The following is a 23055-nucleotide window of genomic DNA, read 5'->3' on the forward strand; positions in this document are numbered from 1 at the left end:
GGCTGGGCGGGTGCGCGTCAGGTCAGCAAATGCAGTTCGTACTTTTTGGACACCAGGGCCTGAAATTCCGTCACGGTGGCGAAGCAGGCCTTGAGCCTCTTTCGCTCCGCCGCGGAAAGCCGATCCGGCATGATGAAATTGTCCGGCTTGTCCCTATTTTCGATCATTTCGGCCTGATTTCCGGTGCGCAGAACGTGAAAAAAAGCATAGGCCTCCCGCATCCTCGCCCCAAATCCGGCGGATAATGCCCCCGCCTCCAGCAGGCCCGCGATTCGTTCCTCGGTGGAGGTGGACAAAACGCCGTGCTCCGCGGCCAGGGTTCGGATTCCCTGGGTCAGGGGGAAAATTCCGCCTTTTTTTACATCCAGCCCCCCTTTATGTGCCCCGCTCTTCTGAACGACAAAATTATTGAACAAGCCCAGGGGCGGGCTGAAACGCACGGCTTCGCGGGCCAGGTAGCGCAAGATCAGAGGACGTTCGACGATCCGCCGGAGTAGATGCCGCCGGAGCTTCCAGCCCGGTTCCGGGTCTCCGGCCACGGGACGCATATCCAGCAGCACGGATATCTTGAGAATGCCCTGCTCATCGATCTCATCGGTCATGTCGTCCACGGCCCGCTCCCAATCGGCGGCGCTCAAACGCCACTGAGCGGCGTTGATCATCACCCCGTGCGGGCAGGGAGGAACACCCAGTTCCAGAAGCATCCGGACGAATCGATGGGCGAAGACCTCGAAAAAAATCGCCGCCTCGTCCCCCTCTTCATCGTCATAAACCAGGGCGTTGTCCTGGTCCGTGGCCAAATATTGCTCCTTGCGTCCCTCACTGCCCAAGGCCAGCAGGCAGAAGGCCGCTGGAGGCGGTCCGGTCCCGGCCAAAACCAGGTCATGCACCCGGACCAGAATCTTGTCGCGCAAGTCGGCGATCAGCCGCCCAAGGGCAAAGACTTCGTCTCCACCGTCAGAGAAACGGCCAAGACAGTGGACCGCGGAACGGGCCGCGAACTCCTGGACCGAGCCGAAGGCCCGGGCCAGGTCCGCAAGGCTCCCGGCCCGGGCGATTTCTCCGGACAGTCTGTCCGGATCATCGCTCCAGGCCGAGGGCCGTCGTCGTTTTTCGTCGTGGTCTGTAGGTTCGTGGGTCATTCAGCTCCGACGCCCAGATAGTTCCTGATCTTCTGTTCCTCGTACCTGCGCGACGCTTCCGGGTCGGGCCTGAGCTTGGAGCCCAGATATCCGGCCGCGAATGCCGCGGTCATGGAGATGATGGCCGGGTTGCGCAAAGGGAAGATTGCCATGGGATTATCAAGAATGTCCACCCAGACCGTGGGGCTGATGATGATCAGACCAACGGCCAGCGTGGTGCCCGTGCCAATGCTCAAGGCCGCGCCAAAGGTGGAGAAGTTCCGCCAGAGGATGGACAGCAGCAAGGCCGGAAAATTGGCGCTGGCCGCGATGGCAAAGGCCAAGCCGACCATGAAGGCCACGTTCTGGCCCTTGAAGGCCAGGCCCAGGGCAATGGCCACCACGCCCAGGCCCAAAGTAGCGATCCTGGCCACCTTGACCTCCTCTTCCTCGGAGGATTTCCCGGAACGGATGACGCTGACGTACAGATCGTGGGACAGCGTGCTGGCCCCGGACAGGGTCAGTCCCGCCACCACGGCCAGAATAGTGGCGAAAGCCACTGCGGCGATGAAGCCCAGGAAGACGGTCCCACCAGTGGCCTCGGCCAGCAGCAGCGCGGCCATGTTCCCGCCGGAATCCATGGCGGCGATGACGTCTTGGCCCACGATGACCATGGCCCCGAAGCCGATGGTGAAGGTCAGGATGTAGAAGTAGCCGATCAACCCCGTGGCGTAGAACACGGATTTCCGGGCCTCCTTGGCGTCGGGCACGGTGTAGAAGCGCATCAGGATGTGCGGCAATCCCGCGGTACCAAACATCAGGGCAATGCCCAGGGACAGGGCGTCCCAGGGATTGGTCACCAGCCCGCCCGGAGACAGGACGCCGTCGCCGTAGGTCAGGGCCGCCTGCTTGAACAATTCACCGTAGCTGAACCCAAAATGGAGCAGGATCAGAAAAACCATCAGCGTGGCTCCGCCCAGCAGCAGGACCGCCTTGATGATCTGCACCCAGGTCGTGGCCAGCATGCCCCCGAACAACACGTACATGATCATGACCATGCCCACGATGACCACGGCCAGCTCGTAGGGCATCCCGAAAATCATCATGATCAACGAGCCGGACCCGACCATTTGGGCGATGAGGTAGAAGCACACGGTCATCAGGGATCCGATGGACGCGGCGATGCGGATCGGCTTTTGGGACAGCCGATAGGCCACCACGTCCACGAAGGTGTACTTCCCGAGGTTACGCAGCGGTTCGGCGATGAGAAACATGATGATCGGCCAGCCCACCAGAAACCCGATGGAATAAATCAGGCCGTCGTATCCCCGCAGGGAGACCAGACCGGCAATGCCCAGAAACGAGGCCGCGCTCATGTAGTCCCCGGCCAGGGCCAAACCGTTCTGCCAGCCGGTCACGCTTCTGCCCGCGGCGTAAAACTGGGACGCGGAGCGGCTTTTCTTGGCCGCGTAATAAGTAATGACCAGGGTGGCGCAAATGAAGAACAGGAAAAAGACGATGGACGTAACGTTCGGCTGGCCGATGGAGGTGGCGATCTGGTCCATTTTAGTCCCTCCTCATGCTTTTCAGCACGTCCTTGACGGACTTGTCGTAGGAAGAATTGGCCCAGAACACGTAAATTCCGGTCAGAACCCAGGCCAGGACAATAAGCAGCATCCCCACCGGAATGCCGATGGTCAGATGCTCTCCGATCTTATACGCCAAAATGTCCTTGGCAAAGGCCAAAACAAGAATGAATCCATAATACGCAACCAGCATGATCGCGGCCAGGGTGAGGGAAACCTTCCATTTGCTGGCGACCAGACGCTGAAACTTCTCGGCATCCAGCGAGCCTTTGGGACGATCGGTGGACATGTGCATCTCCTTTATGATTAAAAAAACGAACAAGACAGGTCATGGCTAAAACCCGCGAACCATGAACCCCCTTGTTCTTTTTTGCACATGCTCTTCGCCGAACGGCGCGATTGGGAAGGTCAGGGAACGGACGAGCAGATATCCACCTACGCATCCTCATCCGGCGGAAATACGTTTGGCACTTGAGCGTCGATGCGACGGATGAACACCCCGCGCTCGCCTTCCCGCCCGCCGCGCCTTGCCTGCCGACAAGCGCACCAACGCGCCTTGTGTTGTCGAAATACAGAAATACAAAGTCTGACCCCGATCCGCTAGCTCGCTGAAGGCGATGGAGCCTCCCCCCTATTGTCAACCATCCAGAGACCAAGGTTTACAATAGAGCAATGCCTATGGCATAAACGATCGCATGAATGCCACCACGATCCGAATATATGAGCTGTTGGCGGAAACGCCGCACTGGCAGTCCGGCGAGCAACTCGGTCACGCCCTGGGCATCTCGCGCGGTGCCGTCGCCAAACACGTCGGGCAATTGCGCGAGCGCGGCTGCGTGATCGAGGCCGTCTCGCGTCGCGGTTACCGCTTCGTCTCGGCGCCGGACGCGCCTGAGGCGTTCGCCGTCGTGCCGTTGTTGACGACTCGCGTCCTGGGACGGCATCTGATCTATCTTGACGAGACCGACTGGACCAACCGCGAAGCCGCCCGCCTGGCACAGGCCGGCGCCGCCGAGGGCACGGTCGTGGTCGCCGCGGCCCAGACCGCCGGACGCGGGCGCTTCCAACGTCACTGGCATTCGCAGCCGGGGCTCAACCTCACCTTCAGCCTGCTTCTGCGCCCCTCGCTTGAGCCCGCCCGCATCCCGCAGCTCCCCATCCTGGCCGCCGCCGCGCTGCTGCCCGCGCTCGACCGCGTCTTCGGCGATACCCCATCCAAGCTCGCCATCAAATGGCCCAACGACATACTCGCCGACGGACGCAAGCTCTGCGGCATCCTCTGCGAATGCGAGACCGAAGCCGATCTCGTGCATCACATCATTCTCGGCATCGGCATCAACGTCAACAGCAGGCGCTTCCCGGTGGACCTTCGCGAAACGGCCACTTCCCTCGCGCTGGAAACCGGCAGGAGCACCGCACTGGCCCCTCTGCTGGCGGACATCCTCAACAGCTTTGAACCTCTCTATCTGCAATGGTGCGGCATCAGCGACTTAGCCCCGTTCCTGCCGCTGCTCATGTCGCGCAGCCATCTGCGCGGGCGCGACCTCGCCATCAGCGGTGCCGCCGGCACGCTGCATGGCCGCTTCAGCCGCATCCTGCCTGACGGACGCCTGGAAATCGAAGCGCCCGAAGGCCTGACCACCGTCCACTCGGGCGACGTCACACTGAAAGGAACACCATGAACGAACCCATTCTAAAACAAGCCGCCGACATCTCCCTAGGGGGGGACACGCTGCCGCGCGAACTCGCCGACGCCCTGGCCCGGCTCGACGGCGAGGCGGTGCTCGACCTCGTCGCCCTCGCCAATCGCGTGCGTAACCGTTTCGCGCCGCCCTTCCAAGCCTGCTCGATCATCAACGCGAAATCCGGCGCCTGCTCCGAGCAGTGCCGGTTCTGCGCCCAGGCGGGCACGCACGCCACGCACGCCGAGACCTATCCGCTGCTCTCGGCGCAAACCATCGCCGACGCCGCGCATTCCGCCTACGAAAGCGGCGTACGCAGTTTCTGCATCGTCACCAGTGGCTACGGCATGCCCAGGGTCGATAGCGACTTCGAGCAGGTGCTCAAGGCCATCGACACCATCCGCGCACGTTGCCCCGGCATGGGCGTCAGTGCCTCCTTGGGCATGCTCGGCGAGGAAACCGCCCGACTGCTCGTTGAACGCGGCATCGAGCACTACAACATCAACTTGCAGACCGCGCCCGAACGCTACGCCGAACTTATCACCCGCACCCACAGCGTTCAGGAGCGCATCGACACCATCAAACTGTTCAAGCCCGGCGGCGTAATGATCTGCTCCGGCGGCATCCTCGGCACCGGCGAGACCATGAACGACCGCCTCTCGCTGGCCTTCACGCTCGGCGAACTGGCCGTGGACATCATCCCGCTCAACATCCTCGTTCCGATCCAGGGCACGCCGCTTGAAAACCAGCCCCCGCTGCCCGCTATCGAAGTAGTCAGAACCGTCGCGCTCTTCCGCCTGATCAATCCGCGCGCCGTCATTAAGCTGGCCGCCGGACGCGAAAGCGTCATGAACGACTTTCAGGGGCTGCTGATGCTCGCCGGCGCCAGCGGCTTCATCACAGGTGGCTATCTTACCACCCGCGGACGCTCCGTTGAACGCGACATAGCTTTCCGCCGCGAACTCGACATCTTCGCCTCCGCCGCGGAGACCGTCCCATGAACAACCTCGCCGACTTCGACCGCCGCCACATCTGGCACCCCTACACCTCCATGACCGCGCCACTGCCCGTCTACTACGCGGACAGCGCCGAAGGCGTGCGCATCCGCCTGGCCGACGGGCGCGAACTCATCGACGGCATGGCCTCCTGGTGGGCGGCCATCCACGGCTACCGCCATCCCGCGCTCAACGCCGCCCTGACCGCGCAGGCGCGCCGCATGTCGCACGTCATGTTCGGAGGTCTGGCCCACCAACCTGCGGCGGACGTGGTCGAGCGCCTGCTCGCGCTCGTCCCCGAGGCGCTCGACTGCGTCTTCCTCAGCGATGCAGGCTCCGTGGCCGTCGAAGTCGCCATGAAAATGGCCATCCAATACGCGACCGGCACCGGACAACCCCACCGGCGGCGTTTTCTGACGCTGCGCGGCGGCTACCACGGCGACACGCTGCACGCCATGTCCGTCAGCGATCCGCACAACGGCATGCACACCCTCTTCAGCAGTGCGCTCCCCGCCCAGTTCTTCGCCGAACGCCCGCCCGCCGGATTCGACGCGCCGACGGACGAACACTACATCGGAAAACTTGCCGCGCTCCTGGACCGGCACGAGCGCGACATCGCCGCCGTCATCCTCGAACCCATCGTGCAGGGCGCGGGCGGCATGCACTTCTACGCACCCGCCTACCTGCGCTTCCTGCGCGAGCAAACCGCTCGCCGAGGCATCCTGCTGATCCTCGACGAGATCGCCACCGGCTTCGGCCGGACCGGCCGCATGTTCGCGCACGAACATGCCGGCATCGTGCCCGACATCCTCTGCGTCGGCAAAGCGCTCACGGGCGGCATGATGACGCTCGGTGCCACACTGGCGACGCGTCCCGTCGCCGAAGGCATCAGCACTTCGGCGGACCTCCCCTTCATGCACGGCCCCACCTTCATGGGCAACCCGCTCGCCTGCGCCGTCGCCGCCGCCAGTTTGGATCTGCTGTGCGCATCACCCTGGCAAACACGGGTCGAACGTATCGGCAAGGCATTCCGCGAAGGGCTCGAACCTTGCCGCTCCCTCCCGGACGTGGCTGACGTGCGCGTCCTTGGCGCCATCGGCGTCGTGGAAATGCGCGAGCCCGTCGATGTGGCCGCCTTCCAGCACGAGTTCGTCAAACGCGGTGTCTGGATACGCCCCTTCGGACGCCTCGTGTACATAATGCCGCCCTACTGCATCGAACCATCCGACCTCGCCACACTCACCCGGGCCATTCGCGAGGTCGTCGCCCTGAACCCAACCGCATGATGCAAACCCCGCGCACCCAAGCCATCCTCGAAAAACCATGAACGTATCCGCGCATCACGACTGGCAAAAGCGCCTCGACGACCTCGAAGCCCGCGGTCGCCTACGCGGCCTCGCCGACCTTGAACCGCTCCCCGGGCATCGTGTGCGCACCGCCGACGGCGCACTCCTCCTGAATCTCGCATCCAACGACTACCTCGGCCTGGGATGCGACCTCAGCGTGCAGGAAGCCTTCCTCGCGAAAATGGCCGCGGAGCCCGTCGGCACAACCGGCGGCTTCACCGCCTCGGCCTCGCGTCTCATGAGCGGAAACCACCCCGCCTGCACCGCGCTCGAAAACCTCATCGCGCAAGCCTACGGCAACGGCCGTTGCGCCCTCGTCTTCAATAGCGGCTACCACGCCAACCTCGGCATCCTCCCCTCGCTCGCGCAACGCGGGGACGTCATCCTCGCCGACCGTCTCGCCCACGCCAGCCTCATCGACGGCATCCGCCTCAGCCGCGCCGCCTGGCAACGTTATCGCCACGGCGACACCGCACACCTGCGCGCCCTGCTGGCCGCGCATCCGCCCGCGCCCGGTCGCCGCACCTTTATCGTCACCGAATCCATTTTCAGCATGGACGGCGACTGCGCCCCCCTGCACGAACTCGTCGTCATCAAGCGCGAGCACGATGCCATCCTGATCGTGGACGAAGCGCACGCCGTCGGCGTACGCGGCGCGCACGGGCTTGGCCTCGCCGAGGAAGCGGGTCTCCTGGCCGATGTGGACATCCTTGTAGGCACTTTCGGCAAAGCGCTCGCCTCCGTCGGTGCCTTCGCCGTTGTCGAACCCCTTGTCCGCGACCTGCTCGTCAACACCATGCGTTCGCTAATTTACACCACCGCCTTGCCGCCCATCACCCTCGAATGGACGCGGCATGTTTTCGCGTACGCGCTCAAAGCGAACGACCGCCGCCGCCAGCTGGCCGCAAACGCCGACCTCTTCCGCCGCGAACTCGCCCGCATCACCGGCAAACCCGCGAACGGCTCGCACATCGTTCCGCTTGTCGCGGGCGCCGATCAAGCCGCCGTGACGCTCGCCGCCCGCCTGCGCGGCGAAGGCTACCTCGTGCCCCCCGTCCGGCCTCCCTCAGTGCCGCCGGGCACCGCCCGCCTGCGCTTCTCGATCTGCGCCGGCATGAACCCGGACGATCTCGCCTCGCTCGTCCGTCTCGCCGGAATCATCCAACGGGAGAATGCGCCATGAACGCCACTTGGCTGAACCGAGCCAGCAACGCAAGACTGCTGCTCTTCTTCAGCGGCTGGGGCATGGACGCATCCGCCGTCCGCCATCTCGACCCCGGCCACCGCGACGTGCTCGTCCTCTACGACTACCGCGAACCCGACGCCATACCGCATGCTGACGCCATCGCGGCCTACCGGATCATCGATCTAGTCGCCTGGTCTCTCGGTTGCGCGGCCGCCAACCGCGCCGCCGGACGCCACCGCTGGTGCCTTGCCACCGCTCTCGCCATTGCCGGCACCCTCACACCCGAGGACGACCAAACCGGCATCCCCGCCCACTGGATCGACGCCACCACCGCCAACCTTCACAAAGGCGGCTGGGAGAAATTCCTCGCCCGCATGCGCGCCCCGGATGAATCCCGCCCCGCCATGGCGTACACACCCTCGCCGTGCCGCGACATCAACGCGCGTGCCGCCGAACTCGAAACGCTTCGGCACCTTCCCCCGCCCGAAGCCGCCATCTTCACGGCGGCGTTCATCGCCACGCGCGACCGCATCATCCGGCCCGACGCCCAACGCCGCTGCTGGGCGCACTACGGCGTACCAACCCACGACATCGCCGCGCCGCACAATCCCTTCAGCCGCTGGCGCACCTGGGAGGAACTGGTGCGGGAGACCACTCCTTCCGCGGTCGCGCCGAACAAACAACGCATCGCCCGGTGCTTCGCGCGCAGCGGCGACACCTATCCCGCCGCCGCCGTGCAGCAGAGCGCCATGGCCGATACTCTTCTCGACGCCCTGCGGACCGCCTGCCCAGTGGGGCGCTACCGCCAGGTGCTCGAACTCGGCTGCGGCACCGGTACGCTCACGCACCGACTCCTCAACCGCCACCGCCTGCAAACGCTCCACCTCAACGACATCACCGCGCAATGCGAACGTACCGCTCAACAAGCCCGCCGCATCGCCCCCGCCTGCGACATCCGTTCCTGTCCGGGCGACATGGAATATATCCCTCTGCCCGGCGGCAACGACCTCGTCATCTCCAACGCCGTCCTTCACTGGGCGGCCGACCCACCCGCCCTCCTGCAGCGCCTCGGTGCAACCCTGCGCCCCGGCGGCATCCTGGCAACCGCCACCTACGGCCCGCGCAACTACCGCGAAATCGCCCGCCTCACCGGCCTCACGCTATGTTACTGGACGCTCGACGACTGGCGCAAAGCCCTCGCGGTACGCTACGAAATTCTGGACGCCGCCGAGAGCATCCGCACCTTCCACTTCCCCAGGGGCCTCGACGTGCTACGCCACATGCGGCGCACCGGCGTCAACGCCCTCGGCGACGCCGCCTGGACGGCGGGTCGGACCGCCCGCCTTTGCCGCGATTACGACCGCGCCTACAATACCGCCAACGGCGTCCCCCTCACCTACCACCCTCTCATCATCATCGCCCGCAAGCACCCCGCCCCGCATGACAAAACAAGGACCGGCACATGATTATCTTCGTTGCAGGCATCGACACCGACGTCGGCAAAACGGTCGCGACCGGACGGCTGGCGGCTGTCTACGCGGCCGCGGGGCGGCGCGTCATCACGCAGAAACTTGTGCAGACCGGTTGCGAAGGCATTGCCGAGGACATCCTTGAACATCGCCGCGCCATGCAATACGATCTGCTGCCGGAAGATCTTGCCGGCTCGACCTGCCCCTATGTCTTCAAGTTTCCGGCGTCCCCGCATCTTGCCGCGGCTCTGGAAGGCCGCCGGATCGACACCGCCAAACTGACCGGGGCAACCAACACGTTGGCTAGGCACTACGAGATCGTGCTCGTCGAGGGCGCGGGCGGCCTTTGCGTACCGCTCGACGGGCAAACGACCCTTTTGGATTTGTTGGCCCGGCAGCACTGGCCCACCGTGCTGGTCACGACACCGCGGCTCGGTTCCATCAACCACACCCTGCTCTCGCTCGCCGCGTTGCGTGAGCGGCGCATCCCCGTCGCGGGTATAGTCTACAACCTCCATCACCCCTCCCCGCCGGAGATCGTGGACGATACCCTCCACATCATCCGCGACGCCCTACGCACTATCAACCACCGCGCACCCGTGCTCCACATGCCGACAGCCGCGAGCGGAACCACCGACGAGCGCTTCGTCAGTGGGGCAGAGGCATTGCTCGCAGCCTGCCAGCCGTAATGAGCATTGTCTTGGGTGTTTCCGTACTTCTTGTCGAGATGATAATTGAGACGGCCAAACACAATATCAGGTTTTACCTCAATGTCTTTCGCCTATGTACACGACAAAAGTTTACCAAACTTTTAAAATCGGCAAAGGATTTCGTGTGCAAAGGCTTAATTCTTCTTAATCGTATTCAAAACCGACCAGTAATATCAATTGCCGTAAATCGTAACACAACATATGACATCTTAAAACTTATACTGACTGCCAAAGATGTCGTCCTCGCAAAAACAAAGGTCCCTCCCCGCGATGAAGCACGAAAAGGGGCCATATTGCTACAAGTCTGACGAATCGCGTCGATCAGTGATCCACGGCCGCTCCGGCGCCGCGCGGCGAACGGATGGATTCCACGAGGTCTTGGATCTCCTAGGGTGGAGCCTTGGTCATGGAGGAGACGATCTGGGCCATGGCGAAGTTCAAGAGCATGCCTATGGTCCCGATGCCTTCCACGGCGATCCCGAAGAATCAGGGGGCCACGCCGAAGAAGCGAGTCTGGATGATGGTGTGCATGGTGAAGGAGGGCGAAGTGGGTGAACCTCGCCATGGCTGCATAACGGAGCGAGCGCAACCGAGGAAGCCTGCTGATGAAACCTGAACTCCAGACATGAGTATTGCGGAAAATCCGCAATATTCGGCATCACATTTGCGGATTATTCACACATGAAGAAAGCACGCTTCATGACGTACATAGACCGACATCTTGACCTTCGCCAGGAAGCGGAATGAACGCTCTTTGTAACGCTGTGACCAGCCTGCCTCTTCTCATGGCCAGGGAAGCAGCCGGTCACGAAGACCCGCCTCAATAATAAACGCCCCCTTCCCGCTTGAATCGCGGGAAGGGGGCGTTGCTGTTTCAGAATTGATGAATAACGCTGGCTAATGATCCACGGCCGCTCCGGCACCGCGCGGCGAGCGGATGGATTCCACGAGGTCTTGGATCTCCTGGGGGGGGGCCTTGGTCATGGAGGAGACGATCTGGGCCACGGCGAAGTTCAAGAGCATGCCGATGGTCCCGATGCCTTCCGCGGTGATCCCGAAGAACCAGGGATCCACGCCGAAGAACCGGGTCTGGATGATGTAGAACATGGTGAACCCGATGCCCGCGGTCATTCCGGCAATGGCTCCCTCCTTGTTCATCCGCTTGGAGAAGATGCCCATGATGATCACCGGGAAAAAGGACGAGGCGGCCAGACCGAAGGCAAAGGCCACGATCTGGGCCACGAACCCTGGTGGATTGATGCCGAAGTATCCGGCGATGATCACGGCCACGCCGATCATGATCCGGCTGACGAGCATGCGCTGCTTTTCCGTGGCCTGGCGGTTGATCATCCGGTAGTAGAGGTCATGGGACACCGATGACGAGATGACGATGAGCAGGCCCGAGGCCGTGGACAAGGCCGCGGCCAGACCTCCGGCCGCCACCAGCGCGATGACCCAGTTCGGCAGATTGGCGATTTCCGGGTTGGCCAGCACGATGATGTCCCGGTCGATGTACAGCTCGTTGGGATTGTCCGTGGGGTCGTTGGCCACCAGCCGCTGACCTTGCGGCCCGGTTTCTCCGGTGAACCGAGGGATTCCGACAAAAGGCGCCCCGGCCCGAAACTGCATGATCCCGTCGTCGTTCTTATCCACCCAGGCCACCAGTCCGGTCTGTTCCCAGTTGGTGAACCAGGTCGGGGCATCGGCATACGGCTGCTCGTTGAGGCTGTCGATGATGTTGTACCGGGCAAAGGCGGCCACTGCCGGAGCAGTGGTGTACAGGATGGCGATGAACAGCAGGGCGTAGCCCGCGCTGATCCGGGCGGCCTTCACGCTGGGCACGGTGTAGAAGCGGATGATCACGTGGGGCAGTCCGGCGGTGCCGACCATCAGGGCCATGGTAATGCAGATCACCGAGAGCATGTTCATGTTCCCCGGACCAAAGGCCGAGGTGTATTCACGAAACCCCAGGTCCGTGGCGATATGGTCCAGGGCCGAGAGCAAGTACTGTCCGGCATACTGTCCCTCGGCAATGGTCGAGCCAAAGCCCAGTTGCGGGATGGGATTGCCCGTGACCTTTATGGAAAGGGCCACGGCGGTGATCACGAAGGCCGTGATCAAGACGCAGTACTGGGCCACCTGGGTCCAGGTAATGCCTTTCATTCCGCCCAGGGCCGCGTAGAAAAAAACGATGGCCATCCCGATGAACACCCCGGTGTTCACGTCCACTTCCAGAAAACGGCTGAACACGATGCCCACGCCGCGCATCTGGCCGACAACGTAGGTGATGGAGACGAAGATGGCGCAGATCAGGGCCACCAGCCGGGCCGTGCTGGAGTAGTAGCGGTCGCCCACGAAGTCCGGCACCGTGAACTTGCCGAATTTGCGCAGATACGGGGCCAAGAGCAAGGCCAAGAGCACGTAGCCCCCGGTCCAGCCCATCAGGTACACGGCCCCGGTATAGCCCAGAAAGGAGATCATCCCGGCCATGGAGATGAACGAGGCCGCGCTCATCCAGTCCGCCGCCGTGGCCAGGCCGTTGGCCAGGGGCGGCACCCCGCCGCCGGCAACGTAAAACCCCTTGGTGTCCTGCACGCGGCAGCGCCAGGCAATGGTTAAATACAATCCGAATGTTATGAAGACCATGATATAGGTCCAGGCTAAGATCGACATGGGATGCTCCTCGTGTTCGCCCATGACGCACCGGCAATGCCGGATCATGGACATGAATGCCAATGAATACCGCTACTCTTGTACGTCGTATTCCTTGTCCATCTTGTTCATCAGATAGCAGTAGACGAAAATCAGCACGACGAAGACGTAAATAGATCCCTGCTGAGCGAACCAAAAGCCCAGCGGGAATCCACCCAGACTGAAATTGTTCAGCGGGTTCACCAGAAGGATCCCGAACACATAGCCTACGACGGCCCAAATCCCCAGAAGAATGGCGATCAATCGCAAGTTCTTCCCCCAGTACTCATCCATTCGTGTCTTCATGCTCCCCTCCCAAGGATTCAGGTTGTCTATACAAAAACTGCTTGGAATGGACACCATTGCCCATTCCTTTGCAGGGCGCCGCACTGTTTCTCACGCTGGCTGTTCAAAAAATCCTTTGTCTGCAGTCCGTTCAAAAATTCCAATTTCAAGGAGCAAGAACAATTCAAGATCGAAGCGTATTGTATAGATACGTGAGAGATTGAATTGTTTGCAGCGACGCAGCAATTAGGAGTTTTTCAACGGAGTTCTATATCCAACGCCAGCTCCTCCCGGCCAAGAACAGGTCACGCAGGGTCTTGATCTTCCCGCCGTGCAGCTTATGAACGAAGAACAAGAACAAGTACGCGGTCTGCATGGCGTCCTGCAGGGCGTTGTGCTCGTCGAACAAGGGCAGGCCGTATTCCTTGCTCAGGTCCGCCAGCGTATAGGAAACGTTGAGGTTGTAGCGATCGTAGTAGTTCTCCCACTGCGACTCCTTGTACAGCATGGCCAGCCGCATGGTATCCAGGCAGGGGTTGTGCAGGGTCCCGCCCAAATGTTTCTTCAAGGCCCGGTTCATGAACCCGATGTCCAGCCCGATGTTGTGTCCCACCAACAGGGCCTGACCGCAGAACGAGACGAATTCCGGAAGCACGGTCTCCAGCTTGGGAGCCTCTTCGGTCTGGCAAGGGGTGATCCGGTGGATCAGGGTGCTGCTTTTGGGAACGTATTGATCCGGCTGAATACAGGTGTAAAAGCAGTTCTGCAGATCGATGCGCATTTCCCGGATCCGCACCGCGCCGATGGACACGACCTCGTCCCGTCGCTCGTTCAAGCCGGTCAATTCCGTGTCAAAAACCACGAACTCGTACTCCGTCAGGGGCTTGTCCTGGCTGAAAGCGGCAAAATACTCGCGGTTGGCCTTGAGCAGGGCATGTTCATCCCGGCGACTCCAGGGCAACGAAGGCCACCAGGAGAAAAGGCTTTGCAATGGATGAGTCATGGTCAGCATATGCGCATTACGGCAGGTTAGACGTTGAGCATGAAGGCCGACTTCAAGAAGTTCTGCAGACTGGTGATCACCGAAAACGCGCCTTTCAAGGTTTGTTTTTCCAGGTCGGACAGTTCAGCGGGATCGACGAAGTTGTTCGGGGTCTTGCCCCCCTCTAACCACTTTAGTTGATGCACCAGCCGGAGTTGCATCAGAAATTCATAAGCCTCTCGGGCTTTGCGGTAGAGCTCCTCGGGGATATGCCCGCCGTCGGCCACGGCTTTAAGCCTGCGCAGGGTGTTCGTCTCCTGGCTGCCGTGGCGCAGGGCCATCAACCTGGCGAAGTCCCAGAAGGGAACAAGGCCTCTGGCCTTGAGATCCAGCCGGTTCTTGTGCTCCCCGTCGCGTTCCACGATGAAGTTGCGAAAAAATGAGAGTGGCGGGCGGGAAGTGAAGCAGTCCTGAGCCAGATGGCGAAAAAACAGATCCTTTCCCTGCAAGGTCTTGGTCAAATGATCCCGCAGCTTTTCGGCCAAGGCCTTGTCGCCGTATCCGGGCCGAAAATCGAAAAAGATCGTGGAGTGCAACACTTCCTGGGGCTCGGGAACGCTGACCCAGCGGTCGAAGTTGGCCCGCCACGCGGAATACGGCAAACGCCACTTGGGATTGGAGGCCATGATATCCCCCAGGCACCGGGGAAAGCCGCATTTGACCAGATGCTCGATGGCTTCTGCCGCGAACTTGGTAAAGTACGCTTCAGCCCGCTCTGCTTCCTGCTCGTCCCGTGGATCGGCGTACACCAGGGCGTTGTCCTGGTCCGTGCGAAAGGTCTGCTCCTTGCGGCCCTCGCTGCCCATGAGCATCCAGCAAAACGGCAGCGGCGGCGGACCGAGCTGCTCCAGGAGCAGGGTCAACAGGCGATCCAGGATCAGGTCGTTGAGCACCGTGATCACCCGGGTGATGTTGTCGGCCTTGCCGCCTTCCTCGATCAGCGGGCGAACAACCTGGGGAACCTGCCTGGAAACCTCATGCACGCCCTCGAAGGTGCGTTGAGCCAGAATTTCCCTGAACAGGTACAGCGGAGACTGGCCTTGGAGCAACATAATGTCGTGGCTGGTGACCACGCCGACGATCTTGCCCCCGTCCTCTACGGCCAGATGGTGAATCTGGTGAGTCATCATGGCCAGCAGAGCGTCGAAGCAGACCGCGTCCGCCGGAATGGTCCGCACCGGGGAACTCATGATCTCCCGAAGCGGGGTACGGTATTCCAGCCCCTTGGCCACCACCTTGGACCGCAAATCCTTGTCCGTGATGATTCCGCGAACGATGCCCTTGGCGTCTTCCACCAGCAGGGACCCGATCCGATGCCGGGCCATGTATTCGGCGGCCTTTTGCACGGAATAAGTGCCAGGGGCTGCCTCCACGTCGCGCTTGATCATGTCCGAAACAGGGACGCTGAACAGGATCAGGGAGCCCTCGCCCTTGGGCGTCAACCGTTGTCGACGTAGCTCGGAAAAAGACTTGTGGATGTAATTTTCGGAAAAGGATTTCAGGTAGTACTGCGCCAGACGAGGATCGTTCTTGACCAAGTTCAAGAATGTCTGCTTGTTCAATAAAAAGCAGAAGGTGTCCTCCAGCGCCTCCACGGTCATGCTGGCCTTGGCGCCGCGGATGATGCCCAAGGCCCCGAACACGCCGCCCTCACCGCGAAAATCCTTCAGGGTCACCTCTCCGGACTCGTCCTGCAAATAGAGCTTCACGCCGCCTTTTTGAATGAGGTACAAATGGACGATATCCGTGACCCCTTGCGTCAGGACCACGGTCCCCTTGGGGAAAAAGTCCAAGGCCGCGTCCTCGGCCAGTTCTTCCAGGGCACCAGGGCTCAGTTCGTTGAACGGCAGGGTTTGTTGCAGAAACTCCAGGACAACGCCGGGATTGAGCGAATGGCTTTGTGGCGCCTTGACGGTGAACATTTCCATAATCTCCTGGGATTCGCGACCGGTATGCCGTGGAGAGTACTCCCCGGCGTTGCTCTTCAACTCAGGTTCTTTCCGGTCAGTATCTGTATACTTGGTGATTTTTGCCAAGGCATTCGATTTCAGGTCAAAGGCGGAAAAAAAACCGTCAATAAGCACAGGGCCGAAAGAACGGCTTTCTGCTCCGCTCACCCCAACCGCTGAACCGAATTATTCCGCCTTTCACGAATCATCCGGAACCATAATCGTGACATGAGCCGCCGGTGTTGCCCGTACCCGCGAAACATGGCAGATTCCAACCGTCGTTCGTCAGATGATACGAGCCGTTCACGATCCGTATCCATCCACCAAAGCCCTTCCCGGGCTCACTTTCATGCCTACCTCTGGACACCCTCATGCCCATAGCCGATTTGAACACCCTGGACATTCTGATCCTGATCATCCTGGGATTCACTCTGATTCGCGGCCTGTTTCGTGGATTCATCGGTGAGATTTCCTCCGTCGCCGGACTGATCGTTGGATTCTTCCTGGCCAACAAGTACCACACCATGCTCCTGCCACTGGTGGAGAGCATTCTGCCGGATCGCGGCACGGCCCAGTTGGTCAGCTACGTCCTGGTCTTCTGCACCGGGTTGGTGGGCGTTCTGATGGTCGCGGCGGTCCTGCGGCACATCTTGAAGGTTATCCTTTTAGGCTGGGTGGATCGCTTCGCCGGAGGCGTGATCGGCCTGTTGAAAGGCGGACTGATCTGCGTTCTTCTGGTCCTGATCCTGACTACATTTCTTTCGCCGAAAGCCGACATCCTGGCCTCCTCCCGGATGGCCCCCCAGGTCAATCGCTTCTCGGCCATTCTAGCGGATCTGCTGCCACGGGAAATGCGTCGCGAATTCGAGGAAAAGAGCCAGCCTTTGCGCCAGACTTGGCGCGAAAACGTCCAAGAACGGCTGTCCGGCGACCAGGGAGGACAGCGGCCATGACCGGCGATCAAACCGCGCTAATGCGCCTGCGGGACGTACTGGAACGCCTGCTCGGCCCTGAAGGTTGCCCTTGGGACCGGGAACAGACCCCGCCAAGCCTGGCCGACTATTTGGTGGAGGAAGTGCATGAACTGGTGGACGCCATCCGCTCGAACAAGCCGGACGACGTCCGCGAGGAACTGGGCGACGTCTGGTTCCTGCTGCTCTTCGTGACCCGGTTGATGGAACGGGACGGACGCTTCACCCTGGAAGACGTCCTGGATCAGGCCGCGGCCAAGATGGTCCGGCGTCATCCCCACGTCTTCGCCGAAGCTTCCTTCGCGGACCTGGACGCCCTCTGGGCCAACTGGGAAAAGGAAAAAAAGAAGGAAAAAGCTGACCGCGGCCCTTTTGAAGGCATCCCATCGACACTGCCCCCCCTGTTGCGGGCCTACCGCATCAATTCCAAGGCCGCCCGGCTGGGCTTCACCTGGTCGGATGCGGACGGTGTGCGGGAACAACTGAATCAAGAATGGCAAGAATGGCACGCCACCCAGGTTGAAGACGGCGATTCAGCGGAAAAAGCCCTGGACGAATACGGCGACTACCTGTTCACCCTGGTGGAATACGGACGACGGCAGGGGCTCAAAGCCAACGAAGCCCTGGACCGGGCCAACCGCAAGTTTCTAAACCGCTTCGCCAAGCTCTCCCGCTTGGCCGAAGCCAGAGGAATCGACCTGGAAGGACTGGACCTGAATTCCTGGAACGCCCTGTGGAACGAAGTGAAACAGCGCCATGAACCAAGCCAAGATTGACCAAATCCTCGGCCTCTGCGCCGAACTGTCCGTGGAGGATCTGGAACAACTTTCAAAAGACCTGAAGAAACTCCTCTTCCGGTGCCGGGTCCAGGACAAGATCGACCTGCGCCGTGAAGACGTGGCCCAACGCCTCAGCGAGGCCATGGATCATCGGATGGAGAAGGTGGCGGACAACGCCTGACAATTTCGACACCGAGGGAAGGACAGGATGCTGACGGCGGAGCAAAGCAGATACATCGTATTGAAGATCCTGATTCCGACGGTGATCATTAACTTTTTCCTCAACGCCGGGATCGGCTACCTAACCTTCCATCGAGTACCCATTGTACCGCTGTGGGGGAATCCGGGTGTAGGCCCAGATACTCTCGGAACCACGTTCTTCCTGACGCTTATCACCTTTCTCATCCTGGCGACCATCGTGAGATGGGATATCGCCTCGGGCAACGTGAACGCGTGGCCGCGGGCAAGGCAACGGCTCTGGCTTGTCACCAACTGGCCAACAGGAAACCTTGCTGGGGCATTCTTGCTCGGGCTGGCGTATCTTGCTGTCGTGGGACCGCTTGCGATTGCTCTGCTCCATTTCCTCGGCCCTCCCGCCTACTCGTTTAGTGGTGCAGTGCTCGTCAAGGCAGTCTATTCTGCCCTGCTCTCAGTTCTTGCTGTTCCAGTGATCGTGGCGCTTGCTCTACGCCAGCAGCGGCACGGTGAGATCAGCCCGACGGATGAATGAGATTGGGCGACATGATTTCGACGATCCTTTCAACGACTTGCCCAGGCGTCAAACCCGCCGTGTCGATGATCACGGCGTCGTCAGCGGGCTTGAGCGGGGCGATGGCCCGATTGCGGTCCTGATCGTCGCGTTGGCGCAGATTGGCGATCAGGGCGTCCAGATCCTCGTCGACGCCCATCTCTTTGAGTTGCAGCCAGCGCCTCCTGGCCCGCTCCTCGGGCGCAGCGTCCAGAAAAAATTTGTACCGGGCCTGGGGGAAGACCACGCTGCCCATGTCCCGCCCCTCGGCCACCAGGGAGGTTCCGGCCCCCAGACGTTGCTGGGCCTGCTTGAGAATCTCCCGCACCACGCCCACCTTGGCCAGATTCGAGGCCCACATCCCGACCTCCTCGCGCCGGATTTTCTCGCCCAGCGGCTCCCCATTCAGAAGCAACGCGGCCTCACCGCCTCGTCCTTGCAGGGCGAACTTGAGCCCAACCAGGCGATCCCCTAGGACGTCCTCGCTCCAGGTCCAGCTTTGCGCTCCCAGGCCCAGGGCAAAAGCCCGAAACATGGCCCCGCTGTCCAGATAGGCGATGCCCAGCCGATCGGCGACCATTCTGGCCACGGTGGTCTTGCCCGACCCGGCCGGTCCGTCCAGGGTGACGACCAAAGGCTGTTCAGAAATAACTTCAGATGACCGCGCGGGGTTTTGTTCAGCCATGGAGCACGGCCTCCAGTTCCCGGACGAAAATCCGGTTCTCCTCTTCCGTTCCAACGGTCACCCGCAGATAATCCTCCATTCCGTAACTCTTCAGCGGCCGGATGATCACCCCTTGCTCCAGAAGTTTTTGAAAGACCTCCAGAGCGGACAAGGCACCTTCCCTTGGCTTGAACAGTAGAAAATTAGCCTGGGAAGGAAAGACGCGGCAACCAAGCCGGGCCAATTCCGTCGTCAGCCAAGCCCTTCCGACCTGGACGCAGTCCAAAGAGGCCTGGACGAAATGAACATCGCGCAAAGCGGCCAGACCGGCGATTTCCGCGAGGATGTTCACGCTGAAGGGCGGCTTGACCCGAATCAACGCATCCGCCAACCAGGGCGGCATGACCCCGTATCCCAGGCGTAACCCCGCCAGCCCGTACAGCTTGGAAAAGGTCCGCAGCACCACCACGTTGGGAAAATCGCGCAGCCGAGACAGCAGGGAGTAATGGTCCATGGGCGAGGCGAAATCCATGTAGGCTTCGTCCACCACCAGCAATGTCCGCGATGGGAGTCGGCGGGCAAGGATTTCCAGTTCCTGGACCGGAGGGGCGTATCCCGTCGGATTGTCCGGGGTGGTCACGAAAACCAGGGCGGTTTGCTCGGTCGCCGTGTGCAGCAACTTGTCCCAGGGGAAGTGAAAATTCTCGTCCAGGGGAACGGTTCGGATTTCCACGCCGCTGAGCTTGGCCAGCAGGCGATACATGCTGAAGCTGGGCTCGAAGATCAGGATGTGATCACGACCCTGTCTGGCCGCGACCCGGATCAACAGGTCAATGATCTCGTCCGAACCATTGCCGGCCACGATCCATTCCTCCGGCTGCCCCAAATACGCCGCCAAGGCCGCCCGCAACTCCGGGCTGCCCGACCGGGGATACCTAAACACTCCGGCGGCGTGATCTTGCAAAGCCTTTTGAACCAACGGCGAAACACCCAGCGGATTCTCGTTGCTGGCCAGCTTGATGACCCGCCGCAAACCGTATTTCTCTCGGATCTCGTCAATGGAAAGCCCAGGAGCGTAGGGGCTGAAGTTCTGAATTTCAGGACGGAGGAAAGGTTGTTGATGCACGATAAAGCCTCGTGTTCTTTCACGACAAAAGCCTTGAGAACAGGGAGACGCACATCTCCTCATTCCCAAGGCGACAGGGGAACCGGATCTAGCCGGATGCGCTCACCACGGGATCAAGCCCAGCCGCTTTTCAGTATCTCTGCAGGCAACAAACATGGGTTACAATATGCTGGGTCGAATGAATATAAGCAGTTCTTCCTTTCTTTCTTCAGTGATCCTGCTCTTGAAAAGAGCCCCCAGGCCAGGAATGCTTGCCAACCCGGGCACGCGATTCTCACGCTGACCTTCCGCGGCCTTGAACACGCCGCCCAAAACGATTGTTTCCCCGTTATTGACGATCAACTTCGCCTCGGCGGACTTGGTGTCGATATTCTCCCCCATCGGTACGTCGTCCTTGACGACAAGATCGAGAATGAGCTGGTCGTCAGGGGTGATTTGCGGCGTGACGGAAAGTTCAAGAACCGCGTCTTCAAAATCAGGCTGGGGATTGCCTGCTTCATCAAGCACGTTGACCCGCACACGGGTGCCTTGCTTGATCACCGCCCGCGAGTTGTTCAACGTTACAATGCGTGGGCTGGAGACGGTCCTGGATTCGCCTTGCAGCTCTCCGAGCTGCAACTGAACGTCCAGGGTGAACATATCCGGCCCAACGAGCTTGGAGATGAAGCCTCCGATTCCAAATGTAGGAAGCATGGCGATGGGAGTATTGACCAGGTATCCGGTCTGTCCGACGCCGCCCTGGTTGATTGGGATTCCTCCGCCGGCCGCTCCGTAGACCCCTCGATAGTACTCCGTGGTGACGCCTTCGATGCCACCGCCCCAGCGGAGTCCAATGGCGCGTTGAAACTCGTCCGACGCATAAACGACCCTGGCCTCGATCATCACTTGTCGTTCGGGCTGGTCAAGTCTCTCGATGATTCCCTGAATCTGCCGGATTCGCAACGGAGAGTCTGTCAGGATCAGCGTGTTGGTCCGTGGGTCGAAGCTGAGCCTGCCCCTGTCGCTCAGAAAAGGTCGTGTCCTGGCGTCCATCTCCGCCGCGGTGGCGTAATTGATCTGAATGTAGGCCGTCTGCAACGGTTCCAGGCGTTCGATGGTTTCCTGGGCCTGCATGGCGGCCTCCCGGGCACGGCGGCGTTGTTCCCGTTCGCTTTCCAACTGCGGGGCCGTGCTGATGCGCAGAATGTTCCCGCGGACCACCATTCCCAGATTGCGCTGGACAAGGACGAGGTCCAAAACTTGGTCCCAGGGTACGTTGTCCAGTTTCATGGAGATCCGACCGCCGACTCCGGCGTCCAGGATCAGATTATACCCGGCAACCTCGCCGATGAGCCGCAGCACGTGCTCCACTTCGGCGTTCTGCATATCAATGGAAATCGGCGTCCCGACGTACTCTTCGCGCATGCCCGGAAACAGCGCTTCCTCCTCGGGAAAACGAGTTTCCAACGCATCCTGGACCGGACGCTCCCGGAACTCCGAACGAGCCGTCGGCACGGCGGATGGTTTGTCGTCTTCCGCTTGGGCTTGGGCGTCCACGAAACGCAAGACCAGTCCTTCCGGCACTTTCTCGGGCTCGATGACTACCGGGCCGGTGGCTGTCAATATCAACTCCCCGCCGTCGTCCGTATTCCGCAGCAACCCTGTTTTCACCGGATGTCCGAAGGCGTGAAGCTGGTGCAGTCGGGCAGCCGCCGCCACTATAAAGACATCGGGAAACAGAATCCGAATTTGCCCCGGACGAGCCGAAACGGATCGCCACGTCAGTTCGCCGGTCGCTTCCAGACGGATGCCCACGACGTCGTCGGCCTGAAAAAACGACGCCTGGCGTATGCTGGGCCGTGAATCAACCGTCTTTGATTCTCCAATAAAATTCTCGCTCGGTTGCGTGGCCCTCGCCTCGGGCGACACTATTTCATCGGGCATGGGCTCCGGGGCGATTACCTCGGCACCGATGGAAGCGCTTCTAAAAATCGTCACCAGTACGAACGCGATCGCGCCGCAAAAGAGGAGCGGCAGTCGGTTCGTCCACCGTCTTCTCGTCCGAATCCTTATCGCACGCTGGGCGCTACCCATGGTCATCTCCCTCGCTTGGATGCAGCTTGAGGATCACTTCCCTGACCTGTTCGCGACCGGCGATGTCCAGGCCATATTCCTCGATGATCACCTCGTTAGCGGTGATCCGGCGGACTTTGCCGCCGTACCGTCCCACGCCCACTCCGGGCCGAAGCACGAATCCCTTGCCGTCGGGCATCTCAACCATGGCCAGAGCCTGGTCGGGACGATCCATGGCCCAGACGATACCGATCACCCGCAACTGGGTCGCCTCGACGCGCTCCAGCGGGGTCAACTCTCTGGCCGGGACCTGAGCCCGAAACGCCTCTTCCGGCGGGGCCGGGCGGACGAACGGACGAAACGGATCCGGCTTGCCTACCGGGCGAAAGACGTAGCCGTCCGGGGTACGCAACCAGTCCGGAAGTTCCAGGGAGGTGCCCATGAACAGCTCCTTCACCCCATTGTCCTCCCCTTCGACCGACCAGCCGGTGCGTGGCGAAACGAGCTGAAAAAAAAGCATCAACGCCAGAAAGAAGGACGGAAACAGTCCAGCGGAAAACAACAATAGGCCCATCAGGTTGCGTGGAAATCTCCTCCGCGCACCGGCTTGCCGGGTTGTTCGGGGTGCGTCCTGCTGCGTGGGCGTCATGGAA

At 61.1% G+C, this 23055-nt stretch carries 22 protein-coding genes; 11 read left to right on the plus strand and 11 right to left on the minus strand.

Going from position 1 to position 23055, the window contains the following annotated elements:
* Positions 1-17: 17 nt before the first annotated feature.
* The 3 genes from C6366_RS07710 to C6366_RS07720 are packed head-to-tail and all read right to left on the minus strand — an operon-like array spanning position 18 to position 2996.
* On the minus strand, positions 18-1142 hold the full coding sequence (locus tag C6366_RS07710) for a putative nucleotidyltransferase substrate binding domain-containing protein (protein ID WP_107736755.1): 1125 nt from the start codon (positions 1140-1142) through the stop codon (positions 18-20).
* A complete protein-coding gene (locus C6366_RS07715; RefSeq protein ID WP_107736756.1) occupies positions 1139-2686 on the minus strand; it encodes a sodium/solute symporter in 1548 nt (515 codons plus the stop codon). Before C6366_RS07715 ends, C6366_RS07710 begins: the two co-directional genes overlap by 4 nt.
* A gap of 1 nt (position 2687) precedes the next feature.
* Positions 2688-2996 (minus strand): DUF485 domain-containing protein, encoded by a 309-nt coding sequence (locus C6366_RS07720; protein WP_199221461.1) that lies wholly within the window; start codon positions 2994-2996, stop codon positions 2688-2690.
* Positions 2997-3402: 406 nt separating this feature from the next.
* Here C6366_RS07720 and C6366_RS07725 point away from each other — a divergent pair, with 406 nt between their 5' ends.
* The 7 genes from C6366_RS07725 to C6366_RS19560 all read left to right on the plus strand — a co-directional run bounded on the left by C6366_RS07725 (position 3403) and on the right by C6366_RS19560 (position 10711).
* Complete coding sequence (locus C6366_RS07725) at positions 3403-4389, plus strand: biotin--[acetyl-CoA-carboxylase] ligase (protein WP_107736758.1); 987 nt, start codon at positions 3403-3405, stop codon at positions 4387-4389.
* On the plus strand, positions 4386-5390 hold the full coding sequence (bioB, locus tag C6366_RS07730) for a biotin synthase BioB (RefSeq protein ID WP_107736759.1): 1005 nt from the start codon (positions 4386-4388) through the stop codon (positions 5388-5390). The genes C6366_RS07725 and bioB overlap by 4 nt, the downstream gene beginning before the upstream one ends.
* Positions 5387-6670: an adenosylmethionine--8-amino-7-oxononanoate transaminase gene (gene bioA / locus C6366_RS07735; RefSeq protein ID WP_107736760.1), complete on the plus strand. Its 1284-nt coding sequence runs from the start codon at positions 5387-5389 to the stop codon at positions 6668-6670. The genes bioB and bioA overlap by 4 nt, the downstream gene beginning before the upstream one ends.
* Before the next feature lie 37 nt (positions 6671-6707).
* Positions 6708-7913, plus strand: a complete 1206-nt coding sequence (locus tag C6366_RS07740) for an 8-amino-7-oxononanoate synthase (RefSeq protein WP_107736761.1) — start codon at positions 6708-6710, stop codon at positions 7911-7913.
* Positions 7910-9382, plus strand: a complete 1473-nt coding sequence (locus tag C6366_RS07745) for a pimeloyl-ACP methyl esterase BioG family protein (protein WP_107736762.1) — start codon at positions 7910-7912, stop codon at positions 9380-9382. The genes C6366_RS07740 and C6366_RS07745 overlap by 4 nt, the downstream gene beginning before the upstream one ends.
* Positions 9379-10074 carry a dethiobiotin synthase gene (bioD, locus tag C6366_RS07750; protein ID WP_107736764.1) on the plus strand — a complete coding sequence of 232 codons (696 nt, stop codon included), beginning with the start codon at positions 9379-9381 and terminating at the stop codon, positions 10072-10074. The genes C6366_RS07745 and bioD overlap by 4 nt, the downstream gene beginning before the upstream one ends.
* A gap of 427 nt (positions 10075-10501) precedes the next feature.
* Positions 10502-10711: a hypothetical protein gene (locus C6366_RS19560; protein WP_158269691.1), complete on the plus strand. Its 210-nt coding sequence runs from the start codon at positions 10502-10504 to the stop codon at positions 10709-10711.
* 281 nt (positions 10712-10992) lie between these two features.
* Here the strand turns inward: C6366_RS19560 and C6366_RS07760 are convergent, their stop codons facing one another.
* The 4 genes from C6366_RS07760 to C6366_RS07775 form a co-directional block, all read right to left on the minus strand.
* Positions 10993-12768 (minus strand): sodium:solute symporter family protein, encoded by a 1776-nt coding sequence (locus tag C6366_RS07760; RefSeq protein ID WP_107736884.1) that lies wholly within the window; start codon positions 12766-12768, stop codon positions 10993-10995.
* Between the two features lie 72 nt (positions 12769-12840).
* Positions 12841-13092 (minus strand): DUF4212 domain-containing protein, encoded by a 252-nt coding sequence (locus tag C6366_RS07765; protein WP_028572539.1) that lies wholly within the window; start codon positions 13090-13092, stop codon positions 12841-12843.
* Positions 13093-13339: 247 nt separating this feature from the next.
* Complete coding sequence (locus C6366_RS07770) at positions 13340-14074, minus strand: PolC-type DNA polymerase III (RefSeq protein WP_107736886.1); 735 nt, start codon at positions 14072-14074, stop codon at positions 13340-13342.
* Positions 14075-14100: 26 nt separating this feature from the next.
* Entirely contained in the window at positions 14101-16035 is a 1935-nt protein-coding gene (locus C6366_RS07775; protein WP_107736888.1) for a DUF294 nucleotidyltransferase-like domain-containing protein, read from the minus strand.
* A gap of 398 nt (positions 16036-16433) precedes the next feature.
* Here C6366_RS07775 and C6366_RS07785 point away from each other — a divergent pair, with 398 nt between their 5' ends.
* The 4 genes from C6366_RS07785 to C6366_RS07800 are packed head-to-tail and all read left to right on the plus strand — an operon-like array spanning position 16434 to position 18542.
* On the plus strand, positions 16434-17015 hold the full coding sequence (locus C6366_RS07785; RefSeq protein ID WP_107736767.1) for a CvpA family protein: 582 nt from the start codon (positions 16434-16436) through the stop codon (positions 17013-17015).
* On the plus strand, positions 17012-17809 hold the full coding sequence (gene mazG, locus C6366_RS07790) for a nucleoside triphosphate pyrophosphohydrolase (protein WP_107736769.1): 798 nt from the start codon (positions 17012-17014) through the stop codon (positions 17807-17809). Before C6366_RS07785 ends, mazG begins: the two co-directional genes overlap by 4 nt.
* Positions 17790-17993 (plus strand): hypothetical protein, encoded by a 204-nt coding sequence (locus C6366_RS07795; protein WP_107736771.1) that lies wholly within the window; start codon positions 17790-17792, stop codon positions 17991-17993. Before mazG ends, C6366_RS07795 begins: the two co-directional genes overlap by 20 nt.
* Before the next feature lie 27 nt (positions 17994-18020).
* Positions 18021-18542, plus strand: coding sequence for a hypothetical protein (locus tag C6366_RS07800; RefSeq protein WP_107736772.1), 522 nt, complete (start codon positions 18021-18023; stop codon positions 18540-18542).
* Here C6366_RS07800 and cmk read toward each other — a convergent pair.
* The 4 genes from cmk to C6366_RS07820 all read right to left on the minus strand — a co-directional run bounded on the left by cmk (position 18523) and on the right by C6366_RS07820 (position 23051).
* Positions 18523-19245 carry a (d)CMP kinase gene (gene cmk / locus C6366_RS07805; protein ID WP_107736774.1) on the minus strand — a complete coding sequence of 241 codons (723 nt, stop codon included), beginning with the start codon at positions 19243-19245 and terminating at the stop codon, positions 18523-18525. The genes C6366_RS07800 and cmk overlap by 20 nt on opposite strands.
* Entirely contained in the window at positions 19238-20350 is a 1113-nt protein-coding gene (hisC, locus tag C6366_RS07810) for a histidinol-phosphate transaminase (RefSeq protein ID WP_233248426.1), read from the minus strand. Before hisC ends, cmk begins: the two co-directional genes overlap by 8 nt.
* Before the next feature lie 159 nt (positions 20351-20509).
* Positions 20510-22273 carry a type IV pilus secretin PilQ gene (locus tag C6366_RS07815; protein WP_158269694.1) on the minus strand — a complete coding sequence of 588 codons (1764 nt, stop codon included), beginning with the start codon at positions 22271-22273 and terminating at the stop codon, positions 20510-20512.
* A 142-nt stretch (positions 22274-22415) separates the two neighbouring features.
* Positions 22416-23051 carry a pilus assembly protein PilP gene (locus tag C6366_RS07820; RefSeq protein WP_107736779.1) on the minus strand — a complete coding sequence of 212 codons (636 nt, stop codon included), beginning with the start codon at positions 23049-23051 and terminating at the stop codon, positions 22416-22418.
* Positions 23052-23055 lie beyond the last annotated feature (4 nt).

The organism is Desulfonatronum sp. SC1, assembly GCF_003046795.1.
GTDB lineage: Bacteria > Desulfobacterota > Desulfovibrionia > Desulfovibrionales > Desulfonatronaceae > Desulfonatronum.

Coding starts and splice junctions, on each gene's coding strand:
- C6366_RS07710 (WP_107736755.1), bottom strand. CDS start 1,142: ATGACCCACGAACCTACAGACCACGACGAAAAACGACGACGGCCCTCG.
- C6366_RS07715 (WP_107736756.1), bottom strand. CDS start 2,686: ATGGACCAGATCGCCACCTCCATCGGCCAGCCGAACGTTACGTCCATC.
- C6366_RS07720 (WP_199221461.1), bottom strand. CDS start 2,996: ATGTCCACCGATCGTCCCAAAGGCTCGCTGGATGCCGAGAAGTTTCAG.
- C6366_RS07725 (WP_107736758.1), top strand. CDS start 3,403: ATGAATGCCACCACGATCCGAATATATGAGCTGTTGGCGGAAACGCCG.
- bioB (WP_107736759.1), top strand. CDS start 4,386: ATGAACGAACCCATTCTAAAACAAGCCGCCGACATCTCCCTAGGGGGG.
- bioA (WP_107736760.1), top strand. CDS start 5,387: ATGAACAACCTCGCCGACTTCGACCGCCGCCACATCTGGCACCCCTAC.
- C6366_RS07740 (WP_107736761.1), top strand. CDS start 6,708: ATGAACGTATCCGCGCATCACGACTGGCAAAAGCGCCTCGACGACCTC.
- C6366_RS07745 (WP_107736762.1), top strand. CDS start 7,910: ATGAACGCCACTTGGCTGAACCGAGCCAGCAACGCAAGACTGCTGCTC.
- bioD (WP_107736764.1), top strand. CDS start 9,379: ATGATTATCTTCGTTGCAGGCATCGACACCGACGTCGGCAAAACGGTC.
- C6366_RS19560 (WP_158269691.1), top strand. CDS start 10,502: ATGGAGGAGACGATCTGGGCCATGGCGAAGTTCAAGAGCATGCCTATG.
- C6366_RS07760 (WP_107736884.1), bottom strand. CDS start 12,768: ATGTCGATCTTAGCCTGGACCTATATCATGGTCTTCATAACATTCGGA.
- C6366_RS07765 (WP_028572539.1), bottom strand. CDS start 13,092: ATGAAGACACGAATGGATGAGTACTGGGGGAAGAACTTGCGATTGATC.
- C6366_RS07770 (WP_107736886.1), bottom strand. CDS start 14,074: ATGACTCATCCATTGCAAAGCCTTTTCTCCTGGTGGCCTTCGTTGCCC.
- C6366_RS07775 (WP_107736888.1), bottom strand. CDS start 16,035: ATGTTCACCGTCAAGGCGCCACAAAGCCATTCGCTCAATCCCGGCGTT.
- C6366_RS07785 (WP_107736767.1), top strand. CDS start 16,434: ATGCCCATAGCCGATTTGAACACCCTGGACATTCTGATCCTGATCATC.
- mazG (WP_107736769.1), top strand. CDS start 17,012: ATGACCGGCGATCAAACCGCGCTAATGCGCCTGCGGGACGTACTGGAA.
- C6366_RS07795 (WP_107736771.1), top strand. CDS start 17,790: ATGAACCAAGCCAAGATTGACCAAATCCTCGGCCTCTGCGCCGAACTG.
- C6366_RS07800 (WP_107736772.1), top strand. CDS start 18,021: ATGCTGACGGCGGAGCAAAGCAGATACATCGTATTGAAGATCCTGATT.
- cmk (WP_107736774.1), bottom strand. CDS start 19,245: ATGGCTGAACAAAACCCCGCGCGGTCATCTGAAGTTATTTCTGAACAG.
- C6366_RS07815 (WP_158269694.1), bottom strand. CDS start 22,273: ATGCCCGATGAAATAGTGTCGCCCGAGGCGAGGGCCACGCAACCGAGC.
- C6366_RS07820 (WP_107736779.1), bottom strand. CDS start 23,051: ATGACGCCCACGCAGCAGGACGCACCCCGAACAACCCGGCAAGCCGGT.